This is a genomic window from Verrucosispora sp. NA02020, from assembly GCF_013364215.1.
Lineage (GTDB): Bacteria > Actinomycetota > Actinomycetes > Mycobacteriales > Micromonosporaceae > Micromonospora.
In genome coordinates this window covers 4,963,958-4,985,071 of record NZ_CP054923.1, presented here as the reverse complement: position 1 = coordinate 4,985,071, position 21,114 = coordinate 4,963,958, and the positions used below count along the sequence as shown (strand labels likewise).

Sequence of the window (21,114 nt, the reverse complement as noted above, 5' to 3'; positions counted from 1 at the left end):
CATGCCGCAGAGCAAGGCCGTCACGCGTCGTGACACCGGCCTGGAGATCGCCGTCGTCGGCATGGCCGGCCGGTTCCCGCAGGCCGAGGACATCGACCGGTTCTGGGCGAACCTGGTCGAGGGCGTCGATGCCATCTCCCGTTTCACCGATGACGAGCTCGTCGGGGTGGGCGTGGCCAGGGCAGCGCTCGCCGACGAGAAGTACGTCCGGGCCAAGGGTGTGTTCCCGAACATCGAGTACTTCGACGCGGAGTTCTTCAACTACGCCCCGGCCGACGCCACCCTGCTCGACCCTCAGGTCCGTGCCCTGCACGAGGAGGTCTTCCACGCCCTGGAGGACGCGGGCTACTCGGCGGAGGGTCGGCCCGAGGCCATCGGGCTGTTCCTCGGTGCCACCAACAACCTCCCCTGGGAGACGCACACCCTGACCAGCCACATCCTGGAATCCGGGATGACGTTCACCGGCATGCAGCTCAACGACAAGGATTTCGCCGCCACCCGGATCGCCTACGCCCTGGACCTGAAGGGACCGGCGTTCACGCTGCACACGGCGTGCTCGACCTCGTTGGTCGCCATCGACATGGCGTGCCGCAACCTGTGGACCGGGTCGTGTCAGATCGCGCTCGCGGGTGGGAGCGGGCTGACGCTGCCGCACAAGAACGGGTATCGCTACCAGGAGAACATGATCCACTCGCCGGACGGCCACTGCCGGCCGTTCGACCGGGACGCGGCCGGCACCGTCGAGGGCAACGGCGTCGGTGTCGTGGTGCTCAAGCGCCTGGAGAGCGCCCTCCGCGACGGCGACCACGTCTACGCGGTGATCAAGGGCTCGGCGGTCAACAACGACGGCAGCCGCAAGGTCGGCTACACCGCGCCGAGCATCGAGGGACAGGTCGAGGTCATCCGCAAGGCCTATCGTGTGGCCAACGTCCGCCCCGCCGAGGTGTCCTACATCGAGACGCACGGCACCGGCACCTCGCTCGGCGACCCGATCGAGGTCGAGGCGCTGCGCAAGGCGTTCGGCACGGGTGCGCCGGGCACGACCGGGCTCGGCTCGCTCAAGGCGAGCATCGGCCACCTCGACACGGGCGCCGGTGTCGCCTCCCTGATCAAGACGTGCAAGATCCTGCAACACCGGACCGTGCCGCGCAGCCTGCACTTCCAGGAGCTGAATCCGAACGTCGACCTCGACGGCAGCCCGTTCTACGTCGTCGCGGAGAAGCAGGAGCTGCTGCCGAAGCGGTCGAAGACCGACGAGGTGCTGCCCTTGCGCGCGGGTGTGAGCTCGTTCGGTATCGGCGGCACCAACGCGCACGTGGTGCTGGAGGAGGCACCCGGGGCGAGGCCGGTCTCGGGCAAGGGGCGGGCGTACAACACGTTCGTCGTCTCGGCGACGTCCGCGCAGGCCATCGGGCGGATCAAGCGGAACTTCGTCGACCACCTGGCCGCGTACCCGGATATCGACGGCTCGGACCTGGCCTGGACCCTCCAGAACCGCCAGCGCCGCCTGGCCTTCCGCTACGCCGTGGAGTTCGGCAACGTCGAGGAGCTGCGCCAGCGGATCCAGGAGTCCCTGGACACCGAGGAACCACCCTCGCAGGTCCACAAGAACGCGCGTCGCGACGTCTACTTCCTCTTCAGCGGTCTCGGCGCGCAGCACCTGCGGATGGCCCGTGGCCTCTACGAGACCGAACCCGACTTCCGGGCGCACCTGGACGAGTGCTTCACGATCAGCGCGGACCAGGGCAACGATCTGCCCCGCGAGGTCTTCTTCGGCGACTCCCCGGCGGCGGAGAAGCAGCTGAACAACATCGGGACCACCCAGATCCTGTTGTTCATGCTGGAGGCGTCGATGGCCCGGACGCTGATCGGGTGGGGCCTCAAGCCGAAGGGGATGATCGGGCACAGCACCGGTGAGTTGGCGGCGGCGTACGTGGCGGGCGTGTTCTCGCTGGAGGACGGCATCCGTCTGGTCCACGCCCGGGGCAGCCTGATGGACACGACGGTCGAGGGCGCGTTGACCTCGGTGCGGGCGTCCGAGGACGTGGTCCGGGGCATGCTGACCGACGAGTTGGCCATCGCCGCGGTGAACGGCCCGGAGGACTGCACCGTCTCCGGCACCCCGGCGGCGATCGCCGAGGTCGAACGGCAGTGCGCGGAGCGGGAGATCAGGTTCTCGCACATCGAGGCCGACCACGCCTACCACTCGCAGTACATGGACTCCATGCTCGTCCGGTTCCGTGAGGTGCTGGAGCAGGTGACCCTGCACCAGCCGAAGATCGCGTACCTGTCGAACGTGACCGGAACGTGGATCACCGCGACGCAGGCGACCGACCGTGAGTACTACTGTTCGCACGCCCGGGAGACGGTCCGGTTCGCTGCCGGCGTCGAGGCGATCCTGGAGCGGGGCGGCACCCTGTTCGTCGAGGTCGGACCCGGCAAGGCGCTGTCCTCCTTCGTGCGCGCCATCGCCCGGGACACCGAGGTCACCACGGTGAACATGCTGCGTCACCGGATGGAGGAGATCGGGGACGAGGAGCACTTGGCCCGTGCGGTCAGGAAGCTCTGGGAGAACGGAGTCTCACTGGACTGGACGACGTTCCACAGTGGTCGCTCGCCGCGTAAGGTGACGCTGCCGTTGTACCCGTTCGAGAAGGTCGAGTATCCGGTCGACATAGAGCAGTTTCAGCGGCTGGTCGAGGGCGAGACCGACGGCGGCCTGCGCGTCGCGACCGTCAAGTCCACCCGGCGGGCCGTCACCGGCGCCGTCACCGCGACCGGGCCGGCACCGGCCGCACAGCTTGCCTGGTCACGATCCGTGCGTCCGTCCTCGACCGGGAAAGAGCAGCCGAAGGTCCTGATCGTCCTCACCGACGACCGCCGTGGGATCAGGCGCGTACTGGACGAGGTCGCGCACTGGCGGACGCTCTACGTCTCGTTCGGCGCGCAGTACCGGTTCGACCGGCAGTCCGGCGCGGTGATCCGCCCCGGCCACGACGACGACCTCACGCGACTGCTCGACGACCTGGAACGGCACGCCCTGGCCGGTGACACGGTCGTGGTGGACCGCACGGAGTACGCGTCCCTGGTGACGACGCTGCGCGGCCTCTGCGCGGCCATCCCCGAGATGCGGGAGCGCTGCGTGAAGGACGTCGTGGTGCTGGACACCGCCGGCTTCCTGGGCACGCGCGGTGACCTCGTGCCACTGCTCATCGGTGTGAACCACGAACATCCGACGTTCCGGGTCCGGGCCGTGCGGTGCGACGCGTCCCTCGACGACCGGGCCGGACGCGCCGCGTGGCGCGAGCATCTCCTGACGGAGTTGGAGGCGCACCGGCCCGACGACGTCGCGGTCCGCTACGAGCGGGATCGGCGACTCGTGCCCCGGATGGTACCGCTGGACGGTGCCGACGCGGCGGCCGGGCGGCCGACCAGGACGGTGCTCCTCACGCGCCGCGGTGACGTCGAGGACGTGGTGCGCGACCTGGCCGGGGTGAATCCCGCCCGGACCGTCGAGGTCCTGCCGTTCGACCTCGGCGCGGACCCGGTTCAGACCCGGGTCGGCGTGGTGGACGAGCGGATCACGGTGCTGCCCGTGGTCACCGGGACCACCGGGGAGGAGCTGGCCGGCAGGCTCTCGACCGGGTTGCGGGCGCTGCCCGCCGTGGACGAGGTCGTCCTCTGGGACACGCCCCGCCGCGACGGCGTCACCGACGGTCTCGACCAGCGTCGGCTGCTCGACCTGCTGACCGAGGTGGCCCGGGACCGGCGGATCCCGTGCCACGTCCTGTCCCGCCCGGGTCTGGACCGGGACGGGTGGGACCGGGAGGTCACCACCTGGTTCGCGGACAACGAGCGCGACGCCGCCGAGGTGGGCGTCACCCGGCTCTACTCGTTCGCCGAGCTGTGTGCGGCCGACCGCTCGATCCTGGACCTGTTGCCCAGGATGCGCGAGGCCGGTATCCGCACGGCCTACCACGGGGTGGACCTCCTGCGGGCGCAGGCGGCGGCCAAGCTGGTCGATGCCGAGGTGGAGCCCGGCCGGGCCGACGCGCGGCAGGCGATCGCGGCGATGATCGAGCGCGAGATCCGGACGCTGCTCGGCTTCAGCGAGATCAGCGACCGCGCGGACATCTTCGACATCGGCCTGGACTCGGTGAAGCTGGTGCAGTTCACCAACGCCCTGGACCGCAACGGCTACAAGATCCTCGCCAAGGAGGTCTACAACCACCCGACGGTCGCCGGCCTCGCCGCGTTCCTCGAGCGGACGGCGAAGGGCGGCGGAGCGGAGGACATGTCCTTCGACGGCCTCGCCGCGCTCCTGGAACAGCGCCTCGGCGCACCGTGTGCCTTCCGTGAGGTGAAGTCGGGTCGTGACGAGGACACGCTGGTCGTGCTCGGCGTGGCGGGTCTGGACGACGCGCTGAAGACCCGGGTGGTCCGGGAGTTCAACGAGCTGCGGGTGCCGCCCGAGTTCCTGCCGCACTACGTGGTGCGGGGTGGCCCGGAGGAACTCGACACGGGCCTGGACTTCGAGGCGTTGAAGGCGCGTGCGGGCCTGCCGTCGTACCCGGGAGGCTACGCCGCGGTCTTCGAGGAGATCGACCGTCGGCAGGAGGAGCTGCGCAGCTCCATCGGCGCCCGGCCGGTGAAGTGGACGTACCCGATCAGCGCGATGCAGAAGCAGCACTTCGCCACCGAGTCCCGCCTCCAGCTCTACCTGATCCAGTTCCGTGAGCTCATCGACCTCGACGTGCTCCAGCAGGCGCTGTGCGACGTGATCGGGCGGCACGGGCTCATGCGCAGCTTCCTGACCCGGTCGTTCGGGCGGTTCCGGTGGAAGGAGTTCGAGGCCCCCGAGGCCATCGCGCTGCCCCGCCTGGACATGTCCGGCCTGGAGCCGCACGAGCAGGAGGAGTTGCGGGCGGAGCTCGTCAAGCGCGAGTGGAGCATGGACTTCAAGGTCGTCGACAAGCCGATGTACCAGGTCGTCCTGATCACGTACAACGACAGCTCGCACGACCTGCTCTTCCAGTTCGACCACTCGATCTTCGATGCGGCGTCCGGCCAGTTGTTCCGGGGTGACCTGCTCAGGCGCTACGAGGAACTGGCCGCCGGCACGAGTCGGGCGATGCCGATCGCCAAGAGCTACCGGCACCTGCAGGACCAGATCGCCAAGGGCCCGGTCGACATCACCTCGGACGAGCTGATCGAGAAGTTCGACCTGGTGGAGTACGTCCGGTACGCGAAGACCATCCAGGACAGATCGGCCCGGTACGCGGACAGCCAGATCCGGGACGTCCGTTACTCGGTCGACCTGGACCGGCTGCGGGCCGCCGACGGCACCGAGCCGGACCTGTTCTATGTGGTCGTGCACCTCTACGCCCGACTCGTCAGCCGCCTGCTCGGCATCGACAAGGTGGCGTTGATCATGCTGCTCCAGTCGCGTGTCTTCGAGGACAAGGACTACTCCGAGGTGATGGGCATGGTCCTCGGCAGCCTCCCCGTGCTGGTGCCGGCGGAGCGCGGCACGATGCAGGACCTCGACGGGATCATCACCGACAAGGTTCGGATGATGAACAAGAACAACGTGAGCTTTCTGAACCTCGTGCAGAACGTCCGGTCGATTTTCAAGCATCGGAAAGTGCTGTCCGTGATGGGTAAGACGCTCCGACCGACCTGCTTGTTGAACTTTGTCGGAAATGTCGAGGATGAATACGACGCGATCTGGGACATGACCCTGGCGCAACTGACGGACGATCAGACCAAATTGGACTATGCGGACTGCTACTGTGTCTCGAAGGTGGGCAACGGACGCCTGGATCTGCTTGTCCTGAGCAAGTGGGTCGACGACCCGCGTGACCTGGTCCGTGTGCTGGATGACGAAGTCGAGTATCTGACCAGCGGCATTTCCGCTGGGTGAAGTGTTGATTGTCGAAGGAGGGTGATAATGGCTGTAATCGAACTGGACCACGTTACGAAGACGTACAAATCAAGGGGTCGTCGAACGGTCGCCAACGACGACGTGAGCCTGCGCGTCGACGAGGGCGAGGTGTTCGGCCTGTTCGGCCACAACGGCGCGGGCAAGACGACGATCGTGAACCAGCTGCTCGGCCTGTTGAAGCCCGACTCGGGCTCGATCGTGATCGACGGCAAGGACATCACGAAGAACCGGAACCTGGGGCGCTACCTGTGCTCGGTGCAGCCCCAGTCCAAGACCCCGCTCGGTGAGCTGACGCCGCGTTCGGTCACCCGGGTCATGGGTCAGCTCCGGGGGATCAGCGCCGCCGAGGTGGACCGCCGCACGACCGAGCTGTTCGAGAAGCTCGACATCATGCAGTGGGCGGACGTGCAGGGCACCAAGCTCTCCGGCGGGGTCCTGCGCCTCACCGGGTTCTGCATGGCCGCCGTCGCGCCGGGTCGCGCGGTGATCCTGGACGAGCCGACCAACGACGTCGACCCGGTCCGGCGGCGGTTCCTCTGGAGCGCGATCCGCGACCTGACCAACGACGGCACGGCCGTCGTGGTGGTGACGCACAGCATCCGGGAGGCCGAGAGCGCTGTCGACACCATGGCGATCCTCGACGAGGGCAAGGTGCTCACGCAGGGCAACGTCCGCCGGATCAAGGGCGAGACGGCCGGCAACCGGATGAAGCTGGAAGCGGTCGCCCTCGTGCCCAAGGACCGCTTCGTACGGCCCGCGTGGAGCGAGAGCCTGAAGGTCTCGGCCGCGGAACTGACCCTCACCTTCGAGCGCGAACTCGCTGCCGAGGCCCTGAAGTGGGCCGCCGAGCAGCGTGACGGCGGCCTGCTGGCGGAGTACTCCCTCACGGAGATCACCCTCGAAGACATGTACATCGAACTCGTCGGCAACAAGGGAGCGGTCGCAGGTGTCCACCGGTAGCAAACTCAAGTACGTGATCGAACTCCAGGCCCGGAAGCAGGGCAGCTACCTGGTCGTCTTCTCGATCATCATGACCGTGATCGCCCTCGGCGTGGCGATCGGCTTCTCCTACCTGATGTCGTCGCCGGACGGCAGCGGCATGCTCTACCTCGCGACCGGCGCACCGACCATCGTGCTGATCATGACGGCTCTGGTCACCGTGCCGATGCAGAACGCGGGCGCGAAGATGACCGGCTACATCGACTTCGTCAAGGCGCTGCCGGTCAGCCGCAAGCTGTTCCTGATCGCCGATGTCGGGATCTGGGCCATGGTCACCATCCCGGCCATCGCCATCTCGGTCTTCGTCGCGCACCTGATCTTCGCGCCCGGTTACGCGATCTCGTGGAACATCATCCCGTCCTTCGTGCTCATGGTGCTGTCCTGCTTCGCCATCGGCTACGGATACTCGTTCGTCATCCCGGCCGAGCCCGCCATGGCCCTGTCGCAGCTGATCGCGTTCACCTCGCTGATGTTCTCGCCGATCAACTTCCCGATCGAACGGCTGCCCGGCTGGGTCCAGGCGGTGCACGAGGTGCTGCCGATCTACCACATGGCGGAGGTGATGCGGGCGTCGCTGGCCCACACGACGTTCGAGGCACGGCCGATCAGTTACATCATCCTCGGCGTGTGGACGGTCGTCGGGTTCTTCGGCGCCGCGAGGTTCCTGGAAAGGGCCTGACCGAGTCGGTCGGCGACACGGCCACGCGGTGTCACGGACGTGGCCGTGTCGTTGCTCCGTGGCGATCCGGGTGAACCGCTCGACAGCTAGACAGAGAGAGTGCCAGTGAGCATCGTGGAAAAACTCCCGCTCGTGTGCTTCCCGCACGCGGGTTCGGGAACGTTGTACTACAGCAAGTGGAAGTTCGCGCTCAGCGACGGGATCGACTTCCGGGTCGTCCAGTACCCGCTGCGGGAACAACGGGCCAACACCCCGATGCCGGCGTCGTTGCCCCTGCTCGCCCGGGACATCTTCACCGAGCTGGTCGACTCCTTCCGCGGGACGTACGCCATCTGGGGACACAGCATGGGCAGCATCATCGGCTACGAGGTGGCCAAGCTGTGCCAGCAACGCCTGGACAACCCTCCGTTGATGTTCTTCACCTCCGGGTCGGCCGCGCCGTGCGACCGGGGCTTCACCTCGGTGTCCGACCTGGACACCCAGGAGGGCATCAGGAGGGTGTTGCGCGAGTACGGCGGGCTCAGCGAGGAGAACCTCGCCGACCCGGACTTCATGAACTTCTTCGCGCCGATCATCGGGGGCGACCTGAGACTGCTCGGCGGCTACCAGGACCTGGCCTTCGCGCAGTTGCAGTGCCCGATCGTGGTGATGAAGGGCCGTGACGACCGGGTCGTCACCGACCAGTGGCAGCGGTACACCGAGTTCCCCGTGGAGACCACCGAGTTCGACGGCGGGCACTTCTTCGTCGAGGAGCGAAGGCCGGAGGTCGCCGCGTTCATGGAGTCGAAGATCCAGCTGATGTGGCAGCGGAAGAGGGCCTCGGTCAGCTGACAGGAGCCGGGGCGCCCGGCCGTACCCACGCGTCGGCCGGCCGCCCCATACGGCAGCGCACACCTCATCGACCGACCCCCGCCTCCCGACCTCGCCGGTCGGCCGGCATCACCCAGGCGGTGCGAACGCGCAGAACTCGTTGCCCTCCGGATCGGCCAGCACCCACCAGCTCACCGTGTCGTCCGGTTCCCGCAGCAGGCTCGCCCCGGCGGCGATCAGCGCGGACGGCTCGGGATCGACGAGATCGACATCCCAGTGCAGCCGGTTCTTGACCGACTTGCCTTCCGGCACGGTGTCGAAGATCCAGAAGTCCCACGGGAAACCGCCGGCACCGACGATCTTCGCGTACCCCTCGTCGCTGGGGTGTACCTCGCCGCCGACGACGCCGGACCACCAGGCGGCCTGCGCGGCCGCGTCGGCGGAGTCGACCACCAGCTCAAACGGTCCGGGAGCGACATCCTCACCGGGCGGGACGGCACAGAACTCGTTGCCCTCCGGGTCGGCCAGCACCCACCAGTCGATCTCCGAGTCGGGCTCGCGGACGATCCGCGCCCCGGCCGCCAGCAGCGCCGTCGGCTGCGGCTCGGCCAACCACAGATCAAGGTGTACGCGGGTCTTGACGCTACGTGGCTCGGGCACCCGGTTGATCCAGATCGACTCGGCCGAGGAGCGCCCAGCCGGCGGATCGACCCTCCCGTCGCCGTCCCCGGTGTCGACCAGGCTTCCGCCGAGCACCCCGGCCCAGAACCCGCCGAGAGCGTTCGCGTCAGTGGCGTCGAGACAGAGGTCCTTGAAGCGCGCGAGCATACGCCGATCATGCCCCCAACCCCGCCCGCCCGCACCCCGCCCCGCCGCACCGTCCTCGCCGTCCCGACCCCGCCGTGCTCGCCGTCCCGGGCCCCGATTCGCCGATCATGGAGTTGTGGTCGCCGAGAAAAGGGCTTTTCCGGGCGTACCGGGTGCCACAAGTCCATGATCGGCGGGGCGGGGCGGGGCAGGGCAGGGCGGGGCGGGGTGGGTGGGGAGGGGGGAGGGGTTAGCGGCGGCCGCGCTTGACCTCGTGGAAGGCGGACATGCGGAGCAGGGGGAGCAGGTTGTCCCAGAGGGTCAGGGTGTCGTCGAGGTCGGGTACCTCGGTGAGGATCGGGCCGTGCAGACCCCGGTCGGCGCCGGGGATCATCAACACCGGCGAGCCGATGTCCGGCCCGGCCGAGCCGAACGCCAGCGCGTGTGAGGAGTGCACCTCCGCGTCCCAGCGGTCGTCGTCGAGCGCGGAGGCTGCCTCGTCGAGACCGGCCGCCGTCACGGCCTCCGCGACCAGCTTGTCGCTGGGCGGGTTGCCGGCGTCGTGGGTACGGGTGCCCAACTCGGTGTAGAACCGGCCGGCGTCCTCGTGGCGGCCCTCCGCGCGGAGCGCCTCCACCAGCCGCAGCGCCCGGCTCGACGCCGCCATCGCCTCGGCGTACTCCGGTGGGGCCTGACCCCCGCTGAGAATGCTCAGGCTGAACGCCCGCCACTCGATGCGCAGGTCACGGGCTTCGGCGGCGGCGACCAGCCAGCGCGACGTGCGCCAGGTCCACGGGCAGGCGGGATCAAAGAAGAAGGTGGCATCCACCGCCCGAGAGTAACGCCCACCAATCGGGCCGGCCTCCGGTGTGACCCGGACCACGCAAAGTGACGTTTACGTCGTGTCACGCGGTGGGTTTCGCGGCTTCCCGGCTCGGGCAGTGTTCCAGGCACGAGACGCCAGGGCGGCGAACCAGCAGGTCAGAAGCCCTGGCCGTGTCGTCGTGCGCCGGGGCACGAGACCTCTCCCCGGCTGTTGGCCGAGACCGAGGGAGGGGTCATGGATCAGCCGTACAGCAGGCCCGGCGTCGTGGTGCCGGGCGGCGGCCCGGAGCGCGGCGGAGTGCCGGTATGAGCAGACGCCGACCTCGGGCACGTGTCGCGGCGGCGACCGCCGCGCTGACGTTGCTGGCACCGATGGCCGCGTGCGCCTCCGGCGACGACGGTGGGGTGCCCACGATCAACCTCTACTACCCGCCGGAGCAGAACTTCCAGCAGGTGGTCGACCAGTGCAACACGCAGGCCGGTGGCCGGTACCGGATCGACTACCGGGTGCTGCCGCGCGAGGCCGACGAGCAGCGGGTGCAGATGGTGCGCCGGCTCGCGGCCAACGACGACGGCATGGACGTGCTCGGTCTCGACGTCACCTGGACGCAGGAGTTCGCCGGCGCGAAGTGGGTCCTGGAATGGACCGGACAGGACCGGGCCGAGGTCGAGGACGGCACCCTGGAGGGGCCGCTGGAGACCGCGCGGCACGAGGACAAGCTCTACGGCGCGCCGAAGAACACCAACGTCCAGCTGCTCTGGTACCGCAAGGACCTGGTGCCCGAGCCGCCGACCACCTGGAACGAGATGATCCAGATGGCGCAGCGACTCAAGGAGCAGGGCCAGCCGCACCAGGTGCTGACCATGGGTGCCCAGTACGAGGGCCTGGTGGTGCTCTACAACACCCTGGTCGCCAGTGCCGGCGGCAACATCCTCAACGCCGAGGGCACCGAGGCCGCGATGGACGAGGGTGCGGTGCGGGCGCTGGAGCAACTCCGCGACTTCGCCACCTCCGGGGTGACCTCGTCGTCGTTCAGCAACGCCATGGAGGACCCGGTACGGCTGGACTTCCAGGCCGGTAACGGCGCCTTCCAGATCAACTGGCCGTTCGTCTATCCGGCGATGCAGGAGGCCAACCCGCAGTTGGCCGAGCAGGTCGCCTGGGCGCGGGTGCCCGGCATCGACGAGGGCACGCCGGGCCGGGTCACCATCGGCGGGATCAACCTCGCGGTCAGTTCGCACTCGAAGCACCCGGCGGAGTCCTTCGAGGCGGCCAAGTGCCTGCGTAACGCGGAGAGCCAGAAGTTCTCGGCGATCAACGACGGCGTGCCGCCGACCATCGAGAGCGTGTACGACGACCCGGAGATGGACGAGGCGTACCCGATGAAGGAGACCATCCTCGAACAGTTGCAGGACCCGGCGGTCCGGCCGCTGACTCCGGCGTACCAGAGCATCTCGACGGTGATGTCGGCGATCCTGTCGCCGCCGTCGGCGATCGACCCGCCCGCGACCGCGGACGAGCTGCGCGACGCCATCGCGGACGCGCTGGAGTCGAGGGGGGTTCTGCCGTGACCGAGCGAACCACGACGAGCGGCACCGGGACGGTCGACGAGACGGCCGACGCCGCCCGATCGGTGCCCGCGCAGCGGTCCCGCCGTTCCGGTAAGGCCCCGCTGAGCGAGAACAAGCGGGCCGAACGGAAACTGGGCTGGCTGCTGTGCGCGCCGGCCGCGCTGGTCATGGTCGCGGTGACCGGCTATCCGATCCTCTATTCGGTGTGGCTGTCGTTGCAGCGCTTCGACCTGCGCTTCCCCGACGAGCGGGAGTTCGTCGGCCTGGACAACTACGTCACCGTGCTGACCAACGACTTCTGGTGGACCGCGTTCGGCGTGACGATGCTGATCACGGTGGTCACCGTCGCCGTGGAGCTGGTGCTCGGGATGGGGCTCGCGCTGGTCATGCACCGGACGCTGGTCGGCCGGGGCATCGTGCGGACGGCGGCCCTGATCCCGTACGGGATCGTCACGGTCGTCGCCGCCTTCTCCTGGCGGTACGCGTGGACCCCCGGCACCGGTTATCTGGCCAACCTCTTCTCCGACGGCGCACCGTTGACCGAACGGGCCAGTTCGCTGGCGATCATCATGCTGGCGGAGATCTGGAAGACCACGCCGTTCATGGCGCTGCTGCTGATGGCAGGGTTGGCGCTGGTGCCGGAGGACCTGCTCAAGGCGGCCTCCACGGACGGAGCCACCGCGTGGCAGCGGTTCACCAAGGTGATGCTGCCGGTGATGAAGCCGGCGATCCTGGTCGCCCTGCTGTTCCGCACCCTCGACGCGTTCCGGGTCTTCGACAACATCTATGTGCTGACCAACGGGGCCAACGAGACCTCGTCGGTGTCGATGATCGCCTACAACAACCTGATCCGGGGCCTGAACCTCGGCATCGGCTCGACCATGTCGGTGCTGATCTTCATCGCCGTGGCGATCATCGCGTTCATCTTCGTGAAGCTGTTCGGTACCGCTGCCCCCGGCAGTGACGACGGGGAGAGGCGCTGAGATGGCTGACACCACCAAGGCCAAGCTCCAGTGGGGCGTGATGAACACGATCGTGGTCGTGTTCGCCCTGATCCCGGTGCTGTGGATCATGTCGTTGTCGTTCAAGACGCCGGCCACGCTCACCGACGGCAACTTCATCCCGCGCGAGTGGACGCTGGAGAACTACCGCAACATCTTCGCCACCGACCAGTTCGTCCGCGCGTTGATCAACTCCATCGGCATCGCGCTGATCGCCACCAGCATCGCCGTCGTGCTCGGCACCATGGCCGCGTACGCGATCGCCCGGCTGGACTTCCCCGGCAAGCGCCTGCTCGTCGGCGTCGCCCTGCTGATCGCGATGTTCCCGCAGGTGTCGCTGGTCTCGCCGCTGTTCGAGATCGAACGGCAGTTGGGGCTCTTCGACACCTGGCCGGGGTTGATCCTGCCGTACATCACCTTCGCGCTGCCGCTGGCGATCTACACGCTGTCCGCGTTCTTCAAGCAGGTCCCCTGGGATCTGGAGAAGGCCGCGAAGATGGACGGCGCCACCCAGGGCCAGGCGTTCCGGCGCGTCATCGCCCCACTCGCCGCACCCGGGGTCTTCACCACGGCGATCCTGGTCTTCATCTTCTGCTGGAACGACTTCCTGTTCGCCATCTCGCTGACCTCCACCGAACGCTCGCGCACGGTGCCGGTGGCGTTGTCGTTCTTCACCGGCGAGTCGCAGTTCGAGGACCCCACCGGGGCGATCTGCGCGGCCGCCGTGGTGATCACCGTACCGATCATCCTGTTCGTCCTCTTCTTCCAACGCCGCATCGTCTCCGGCCTGACCTCCGGCGCCGTCAAGGGATAGGTGATTACTCGTGGCTGACATCGTGCTCGACAAGGTGAGCAAGAAATTCCCGGACGGCACCACGGCGGTACGGGACGTCGACCTGGAGATCGCCGACGGCGAGTTCGTGATCCTGGTCGGTCCCTCCGGCTGCGGCAAGTCCACCACCCTCAACATGATCGCCGGGCTGGAGGACATCAGCTCCGGTGACCTGCGCATCGGCGGCGAACGGGTCAACGACAAGGCCCCCCGGGACCGGGACATCGCGATGGTGTTCCAGTCCTACGCGCTGTACCCGAACATGACCGTCCGGGAGAACATGGCGTTCCCGTTGCGGCTGGCCAAGCTGGACAAGGAGACGATCAACCGTAAGGTCGACGAGGCGGCCAAGGTCCTCGAACTGACGTCGCTGCTGGACCGGCGTCCGGCCAACCTCTCCGGCGGGCAGCGGCAGCGGGTCGCGATGGGCCGGGCGATCGTCCGTCAGCCCAAGGCGTTCCTGATGGACGAACCCCTGTCCAACCTGGACGCCAAGCTGCGGGTGCAGATGCGGACCGTGGTGTCCCGCCTGCAGAAGAAGCTCGGCACCACCACCGTCTACGTCACCCACGACCAGACCGAGGCGATGACCCTCGGCGACCGCGTGGTGATCATGCGAGGTGGGGCGGTCCAGCAGGTCGGCCCGCCGCAGGAGTTGTACGAGAACCCGAACAACCTCTTCGTGGCCGGGTTCATCGGCTCCCCGTCGATGAACTTCCTGCCCGCCACCATCGAACAGGGCACCCTGCGTACCGCCCTGGGTGACGTGCCGATCGGCGACCGGATCCGCCGCGAACTGGAGGCCGCCGACGCCTCTCGGGACCTGATCCTCGGCATCCGGCCGGAACACTTCGAGGACGCCGAACTGATCGACGACGAGACCCGCCGCCGGGGCATGGAGTTCGAGGCGCCGGTGGACATCGTCGAGTCGATGGGTTCGGACAAGTACGTCTATCTGACCGTCGAGGGGGAGCGGGCCACCGCCGCCGAGCTGGAGGAGTTGGCCGCCGACACCGGTGCCGCCGACTTCGCCGGTGGCGGATCGAACCTGGTCACCCGCCTGTCGGCCGAGTCGACGGTGACCGAGGGGGAGAACCGGCGGGTCTGGTTCAACCTGGAGAAGATCCACCTGTTCGACCCGTCCGACGGCCGCAACCTCACCCTTCACGAGGGCCGCGCGGCCGGCACCCTGGACGCCTGACCGCGTACGCCTGACACACCTCGTGCCCCCGACGGACCCGTCGGGGGCACGATTCTGTCTGCCCACGGCGCCCGCAGCAACGATGCCGACCACCAGGCACGCGGCAGCCGCCGATGCCCCCGCATCCGGTGACCTCCACTGGTGGACGGCCCTGAAGCGTGCAGGCACTAGGTATGCCTAGGTGGCCCGCGCACTCCGCTAAACCCCGGTGAGCAGTGAAGATAGGTACGTGCTGCCCGATGTGGCCGCACCGGTGTCAACCGACGATTGATCCATCAGCGGTTGACAAGGAGACAAGCCATGTTGATGGACCCGGGCACGATGCTGGCTCTGGCGAACGATCGTCGCCGCGAACTGATCGCCGAGGCCGACAGCGAGCGCCTACTCACCACCGCCCGCCGGGCCCGCCGGGCCCGTGACACCCCGGCCGTCCGTGGCCAGCCCGCCGGTAACCTCACGTCGTGCGAACCATCCGCGGCGGTGCCAGCCCAGTGATGATCGGGCGGGAGAGCGAGCTGCGCCGGTTGGCGCAGCTCGCTTCGGCGCGTGAGCCGGCGGTTGCGCTCATCGCAGGCGAGCCGGGCATCGGAAAGACCCGGCTGGTGCACGAGCTGCTGACCACCGTGTCGGCAGAGACCGTGGTGCTGGTCGGCCAGGCGGAACCCGGCTCGCTGTCCCGGCCGTACGAGGTGCTCCTTGGCGCCATCGACGGCCGTCCAGGCAGCGACGAGGAGCAGCTCGCGGCACTAGCGGACCCGCGGCGCAGCCCGGTCGAGCGCCTGCACACCGGCCTCGCGATCCTGGCCGACCTGATCGGCGACTCCCCTGCGGTCATCGTCTTCGAGGACCTGCACTGGGCCGACTCGGAGAGCGCGGCGCTGTTCGAGCGGATCGCCGACCAGCGCGGGCCACGGCTGCTCATCGGAACGTACCGGCCGGACGAGGTGACCCGTCGCAAACCGGTGGCGGGCCTGCTGGCCCGGATGGAACGCCGGCACACCGTCACCCACGTCCGCCTGGACCGTCTCACCCCCGCACAGACCGCGGCGTTGCTGGCGGCGGCCACCGGCGCTCCGGCGCCGGTGCGCGCCGTGGCGGCACTGCACCACCGCACCGGTGGCAACCCGTTCTTCCTGGAGGAGTTGCTGCGTGCGCTGCCCGGGAACGACGTGGAGGCGCTGGTCGCGCAACCGCTGCCGTGGAGTCTCGCCGAGGTGTTACGCCGACAGGTCGACGACCTCGACCCGGTCAGCCACCGCATCGTCGAGGCGGCCACCGTGCTCGGCCACCGCATCCCGTTCGACCTGCTCGCCGACGTGACCGGTGTGGGCGAGGACCAGCTCATCGCCGTGTTACGCGACCTGGTCACCCGGGGCGTCCTGGTCGAGTCCGGCGACGACGAGTTCGCGTTCCGGCACGCACTGGTGCGCGAGGCGATCGTCGACCAGATGCTCGGCCGGCAGCGCCGCCGGCTACACGAGAGGGCACTCGACGTACTCCTGAACGGCGGTGCCTCCGACCCGGCCATGGTGGCGCACCACGCCCGTGGCGCCGGCCGGTACGACGACATGATCGCGGCGGCCCGTCGCGGCGCTGAGTTCTTCCTCTCCATCGGCTCCGCCTACCAGGCCCTGCAACTGGCGGAGATGGGCCTGGACGAGGTGCCCGAGGCCACCGACCTGCTCGCCTCGGCCGCCCGAGCGGCGTGGTTGGCCGGACTGCTGGACGACGCCCTGCGGTACGGCCGGCGCTGGCGTGACCTCGCCGACACCACGACCGACCTTGCCGAGTCGCTGTACCTGCTGGTCCGCATCGCGTGGGAGTCCCGCGAGACCGACGAGATGCGCGCGCTGACGCACGACATCGGGACCCTGATCGCGCAGCTTCCCCCCGGCGCTGACCAGGCGCGGGCGATGACCGCGATCGCGCAGTCGGCGTACCTGCGCGGCGACTGCGACGCCGTGCTGCTCTGGTCCGACCGCGCGCTGGCGCTGGCGGAGCAGTTCGACCTGCCAGCCGTACGCCTGGCCGCGCTGGTCGAGAAGGGTGCGACGCTTGTCGAGCGCCCGCACAGCGCCGCCGACGGCCGCAAGATCCTGTCCGCTCTCGTCGACGAGGCCGAAGAGGCGGGCGAGTGGGTGTTGGCGGCCCGAGCCCTCGACGCCCTGGTGCACGGCGAGCCACCCACCTCGCCGACCGAGCAGGCCGAAACCCTGGAGCGGATGCGGGTCGACGCCGAGCGAGCCGGCTTCGAGTCACTCGCGGTGGCCACCTACTTCCAGGGCCGAGCCCGGCTCGCGGTGCGGGCCGGCGACCTGCGCGCCGCCACCGGGGCGCTGGAGGAGGGGCGCGAGCAGGACCGCAGCTACCGGCGCCGGGGCCGCTGGGCCGACTATCACGGGGTCTTCCTCGCCGGGCTCTATCTGGAGGCCGGCGAGCTGGACCACACCGAGCAGCTCGTCACGGACCTGGCGGCGCTGCCCGACAACTGGCCGGCGACGGTTCCCAGCCTCGCGTTCCACCTCGCCTGTCGTCGCGGCGACCTCGCGCGCGCCGAAGCGCGCCTGGAGGAACTCACCACGGCCCTGTCCGAGCAGCCGTGGCGCAGCAACGAGACGGCCCACGATCTGATCTCTGCCGCGCTGCACATCGGCTTGCCGACGCACCGGCTCGACCAGATGGCCGCCGCGCTACTCGATGCCAACGTCTGGGACGCCTACCGGACGCTCGTCGACGCTCAGCTCGCGGAGGCACGCGGCCAGCACGTCGAGGCGCTGGCCGGCTACCTGTCCATCGCCGACGCCCACATTCTGGTGCCGGCGACCCGTGGCACCGTACGCGTCGGCGCCGCCCGGTGTCTGCTCGCCAACGACCAGCGCGAGGAGGCCGCCGCGCAGGTGGAGGCCGCCGCACCCCTGCTGGCCGAGTGGCGTGGTTGGCGGGTGGCCCAGCTCGCCCACGTCCGCGCCCAACTGGGCATGGTGCCGGTCGACGCGATACCCGCGGTCACAGGTCCGACCGCCCTGACCCCCCGCGAGCGGGAGGTGGCAGTACTGATCAGCGACGGGCTGACCAATACCGAGCTGGCCCGGCGTCTCTACATCTCACCGAAGACCGCCGCCGTGCACGTCTCGAACATCCTGCGGAAGCTGGGCGTCTCGTCCCGGACCGAGGTGGGTGACCTCCTCGGGCGGCATTGACCGCCACCGTCGACCAGGAAACCGTGCGGCAACGGCTGGCAGCAAGGCTGCGGGATGCACCAAGCTGCGGCTACTCGGCAGCCAACTGTCGCGTCAAGCGCTCCAGGCCGTCTTTGATCAGTCGCCCGTAGTCGTCGTCACCGAGCGCGCCGATACCCGCCTGCGCCTGCTGGAGACATTCGCGGGCACGGCCGAGATCACCGAGCTTGCGGTGACACTCGCCCAGGTTGAGGTGCAGCGAGGGATACAGGGCGGCAACCGACATGGGTACGCCGGCCTGCGCGGCCCGGTCGTCGGTGAGCCGATCGGCCGCCGCCAGCGCCCGGGTGTCCCAGATCAACTCCTGGTGCGGGTCGTCCTGCACGTCGGCCATGGAATGCGCCAAAACGCACACGTGCAGGGGGTCGCCGTGTTCGCCGCCGATCTCGTCCCAGATCTGCGCGAACAGGTCGCGGGCGGCGTCACGTCGTCCCTGACCGTGGTGCAACTGGACACCCTCGTTTATGCGCACCAGCATCTCATCGATGATCATCGGCTGTGCCCCCTGAGGAACGGACGACATGGTCCCGCGTGTAGGCATTCTTCGGGACTCAGTGCGGCATTCCAAGTTGTGATGAGATCAACTTGTCCGTCCTGATGCTGCGTCTCCCGATGGTCAAGACGAACGTGTCGAGGAAGAAGGCCAGCGCTGCCCTTCTGGAACTGCGTGCGCACCATGGCGAAGTCGGCACGACGATCTTTCATCTCAAGAGATACAAACGTCACCATCCCGGCACTGTGGTTGTCGGCCCAGCCGCAGAGCGTGGCCGTATAGGTCATGGCCTCGTCGCTTCTGCCACAGCGGGCCGTGCCGCCCCAAGGTCTGGGATCCGCTGGTCGGACATCCTGCAAGTCGCGAGCCTTTGCGAACATCCAGTCCAATGTCTCGGGTGGGTCGATCACCGTGCCTGCTACTGCACTGATCTGGATCGTATCGGTGAGGCTGGTCTCGCTGTTGTAAACCTCACTCAGGGTGTCGGTTGGCTTCTCGACGAACGCCCTGAGCATGTTCGTGTTTTCCCGTGCTTGCCAAGAGGAAAAGGCATCCGGTGATCTCGGGATGCCGGCGATCTGCTCGGGTTCCTCGAAGTAGGTGGACGCAGCCTGAGCCTGCGTCGGCTCACCCGCCGGCTCGACCGACGATTCGGCTTGGGACGTACACCCTGCGAAGAGGAGCGCACCGAGAGACATCGCGGTACCACGCAGGACGAGTGAACTGCCAGCGCTTGGGCCAAGGTGTCGCATCTGCTGATCAGCCTTCCCTCATGTTCGAGGCAAGACGGTACGACTTTCTCGTAGTCGTCGCTGCCCCGCTGCAGTCGGACCCCTTCGCGGGTGTGGACCTGGTGCCCGTCGGGCGACGCCAGCCGGACCTGGTAGCCGCCGCCGCACTGCGCCGCGAGCGCGAACACCTGCGACGGCCGGCGACGTCGAGCAGGACAGCGCCGTCCGCCGCCGCGATGATCACCTCCCGAGAGCCGTCAGCGCGTAAGGGCGAAGCTCTTTTGTGTCGAGTATTCGAAGCGGGCATCGACCACGGCAACGACGGTCCTCCCGCGGATCCGGCTAATTGTCCGGAACCACAGCCTCGTTTCGAACGACCGCCGACCGCAGCCCGAGAGGGCAACCTTCATCCGGCGAGACCTCGCAGGGCGTCGATCAGCGCGGCTTCCCGGGCGCTGCTCAGCCCGGCGCGGCGGTCCCGGTGCAGCCCTTCGGCACGTTCCCAGGCGAGGGTGTCGGCCAGCAGGTCGGTACGCGGGCGGTGGCGGAGACCGGCGGCCTCGGCCGCCGCGCCGCTGCGGGCCGCCCAACCGCGTGCGGCCGGGTCGGCGATCCACAGCGGCAGCGACTCCGGACCCATGTACTCGGCCACTCCCTGCGCCACCAGCCAGGCGGGGTCGGCGTGCACGAGCGGACCGGTGTGGCCGGCCACGGCCCGGGACCGGGCGATCCATTCGGCGAAGGGTACGGCCGGGCCGACCGCGTTGAACGTGCCGACCGTGCCGACCGTGCCGGCCTGCGCGCTGTCGAGCAGCCAGGCGGCCAGGTCGCGGACGTCGACGACCTGGGTCGACAGGTCGGGATCACGCGGTACGAGCAGCGGTGTGTCGGGGTCGCGGGCGGCGCGGGCGACCCAGTAGCCGGTCCGGCCGCTGTGGTCGCCCGGACCGCCGATCAACCCGGCGCGGGCCACCAGGGCGCGGTTGCCCACCTCGCTCGTGGTGATCTGTTCGCAGGCCGCCTTCGCCTCGCCGTACTCCTCGCGGTCGACCGTGTCGCGGTTCGTGGCGGGCAGCGTGGGCGCCGACTCGTCGGCGCCGGGGGTGTCGTGGTCGGCGTAGGCGCTGACCGAGGAGACGTAACTCCAGTGCCGGGCTCGGCCCCCCAGGTCCCGCAGCGCCTCCCGCACGAAGCGCGGCTGCCACGACACCTCGACGACGGCGTCCCAGTCACGGTCGCGCAGCCCGTCGTACGCGCCGGGATCGCCCCGGTCGGCGGCCACCAGGACCGCGCCGGGCGGTACCGTCCCGCTCTCGCCCCGGGCCAGGCAGGTGACGGCGTACCCCCGGTCGACCGCCTGCCGGGCGACCTCGTGCCCGAGCCACGCCGTGCCGCCCAACACCAGCATCTCCATGTCCACGAGCCAAGCAGCGGCGTACGCGGCATGCCAAGATTCTTCGCCGACGGCAGAAGCCTGCGGGCGTACGCCACCGGTCCTAGGCTGGTGGTCATGTTCCGCGACGAGGATCTCGCCCTGCTCGCCCGGCCGCTGCACGCCTTCCTCACCGTGGCGCCCCGGGGCGACCGCTGGCCCGCGCCGCGCCCGGTGTGGTTCGAGGTCACCGACGACGGGGATCTGCAGATGTTCTCGCTGCCGGACGCGCCGAAGCTGGACCGGATCCGGGAGCGGCCCCGAGCCTCCGTGGTCGTGGCCGCACCGACCGGCGAGCCCGAGCACTGGGTGTCGGTGGAGGGCCCGGTCACGTTGCACGACGACGGTGGCGTGGAGTTGGCGACCCGGCTCGCCGAGCGGTATTACGACATGAGCGATCCGGCGCGTCAGAGCCTGGTCGACGAGTGGCGCAGCGGGGGAGTGGTCCGCATCGTGCTGCGTCCCGAGCGGGTGAACCGCTTCTCCATGTGACGGTTCGCGCCGCCGAATTCGGTGGCTCGTGCTCGGGTGGGTCGGCGACGATCGGCG

Annotated in this window: 16 protein-coding genes; 11 read left to right on the top strand and 5 right to left on the bottom strand. The window is 68.9% G+C overall.

Annotated elements, in window-relative coordinates:
• Position 1 precedes the first annotated feature (1 nt).
• From HUT12_RS21845 to HUT12_RS21830, 4 genes are all read left to right on the top strand, one after another.
• Positions 2 to 5,923 carry a type I polyketide synthase gene (locus HUT12_RS21845; RefSeq protein WP_176094556.1) on the top strand — a complete coding sequence of 1,974 codons (5,922 nt, stop codon included), beginning with the start codon at positions 2 to 4 and terminating at the stop codon, positions 5,921 to 5,923.
• A gap of 27 nt (positions 5,924 to 5,950) precedes the next feature.
• The gene (locus tag HUT12_RS21840; RefSeq protein WP_176094555.1) at positions 5,951 to 6,904 is read left to right on the top strand and encodes an ABC transporter ATP-binding protein; all 954 of its coding nucleotides are present in this window, start codon (positions 5,951 to 5,953) and stop codon (positions 6,902 to 6,904) included.
• Positions 6,891 to 7,622, top strand: coding sequence for an ABC transporter permease (locus HUT12_RS21835; protein ID WP_131051683.1), 732 nt, complete (start codon positions 6,891 to 6,893; stop codon positions 7,620 to 7,622). The genes HUT12_RS21840 and HUT12_RS21835 overlap by 14 nt, the downstream gene beginning before the upstream one ends.
• Before the next feature lie 105 nt (positions 7,623 to 7,727).
• Positions 7,728 to 8,453 (top strand): thioesterase II family protein, encoded by a 726-nt coding sequence (locus tag HUT12_RS21830; protein ID WP_201272286.1) that lies wholly within the window; start codon positions 7,728 to 7,730, stop codon positions 8,451 to 8,453.
• A 108-nt stretch (positions 8,454 to 8,561) separates the two neighbouring features.
• Here the strand turns inward: HUT12_RS21830 and HUT12_RS21825 are convergent, their stop codons facing one another.
• Complete coding sequence (locus HUT12_RS21825) at positions 8,562 to 9,260, bottom strand: VOC family protein (protein WP_176094554.1); 699 nt, start codon at positions 9,258 to 9,260, stop codon at positions 8,562 to 8,564.
• 229 nt (positions 9,261 to 9,489) lie between these two features.
• Entirely contained in the window at positions 9,490 to 10,068 is a 579-nt protein-coding gene (locus HUT12_RS21820) for a DsbA family protein (protein ID WP_176094553.1), read from the bottom strand.
• Positions 10,069 to 10,370: 302 nt separating this feature from the next.
• On the opposite strand from HUT12_RS21820, the gene HUT12_RS21815 reads away from it, so the two are divergent.
• The 6 genes from HUT12_RS21815 (at position 10,371) to HUT12_RS21790 (ending at position 17,870) form a co-directional block, all read left to right on the top strand.
• Entirely contained in the window at positions 10,371 to 11,636 is a 1,266-nt protein-coding gene (locus HUT12_RS21815) for an ABC transporter substrate-binding protein (RefSeq protein WP_176094552.1), read from the top strand.
• A gap of 62 nt (positions 11,637 to 11,698) precedes the next feature.
• Positions 11,699 to 12,619: a carbohydrate ABC transporter permease gene (locus HUT12_RS21810; protein WP_176095912.1), complete on the top strand. Its 921-nt coding sequence runs from the start codon at positions 11,699 to 11,701 to the stop codon at positions 12,617 to 12,619.
• A 1-nt stretch (position 12,620) separates the two neighbouring features.
• Complete coding sequence (locus HUT12_RS21805; RefSeq protein ID WP_176094551.1) at positions 12,621 to 13,451, top strand: carbohydrate ABC transporter permease; 831 nt, start codon at positions 12,621 to 12,623, stop codon at positions 13,449 to 13,451.
• A 10-nt stretch (positions 13,452 to 13,461) separates the two neighbouring features.
• A complete protein-coding gene (locus HUT12_RS21800) occupies positions 13,462 to 14,670 on the top strand; it encodes an ABC transporter ATP-binding protein (protein WP_176094550.1) in 1,209 nt (402 codons plus the stop codon).
• A 300-nt stretch (positions 14,671 to 14,970) separates the two neighbouring features.
• Positions 14,971 to 15,165, top strand: a complete 195-nt coding sequence (locus tag HUT12_RS21795; protein WP_176094549.1) for a hypothetical protein — start codon at positions 14,971 to 14,973, stop codon at positions 15,163 to 15,165.
• A complete protein-coding gene (locus tag HUT12_RS21790) occupies positions 15,132 to 17,870 on the top strand; it encodes a LuxR family transcriptional regulator (protein WP_254876924.1) in 2,739 nt (912 codons plus the stop codon). Before HUT12_RS21795 ends, HUT12_RS21790 begins: the two co-directional genes overlap by 34 nt.
• Before the next feature lie 70 nt (positions 17,871 to 17,940).
• Here HUT12_RS21790 and HUT12_RS21785 read toward each other — a convergent pair whose 3' ends face one another.
• The 3 genes from HUT12_RS21785 to HUT12_RS21775 all read right to left on the bottom strand — a co-directional run bounded on the left by HUT12_RS21785 (position 17,941) and on the right by HUT12_RS21775 (position 20,547).
• Positions 17,941 to 18,387 (bottom strand): tetratricopeptide repeat protein, encoded by a 447-nt coding sequence (locus tag HUT12_RS21785; RefSeq protein WP_254876923.1) that lies wholly within the window; start codon positions 18,385 to 18,387, stop codon positions 17,941 to 17,943.
• Between the two features lie 11 nt (positions 18,388 to 18,398).
• Positions 18,399 to 19,100 carry a hypothetical protein gene (locus HUT12_RS21780; protein WP_176094547.1) on the bottom strand — a complete coding sequence of 234 codons (702 nt, stop codon included), beginning with the start codon at positions 19,098 to 19,100 and terminating at the stop codon, positions 18,399 to 18,401.
• Positions 19,101 to 19,539: 439 nt separating this feature from the next.
• Positions 19,540 to 20,547, bottom strand: a complete 1,008-nt coding sequence (locus HUT12_RS21775; RefSeq protein ID WP_176094546.1) for an NAD-dependent epimerase/dehydratase family protein — start codon at positions 20,545 to 20,547, stop codon at positions 19,540 to 19,542.
• Between the two features lie 30 nt (positions 20,548 to 20,577).
• Between HUT12_RS21775 and HUT12_RS21770 the strand changes: the two genes are divergently transcribed.
• On the top strand, positions 20,578 to 21,057 hold the full coding sequence (locus tag HUT12_RS21770) for a pyridoxamine 5'-phosphate oxidase family protein (RefSeq protein WP_254876922.1): 480 nt from the start codon (positions 20,578 to 20,580) through the stop codon (positions 21,055 to 21,057).
• Positions 21,058 to 21,114: the final 57 nt, after the last annotated feature.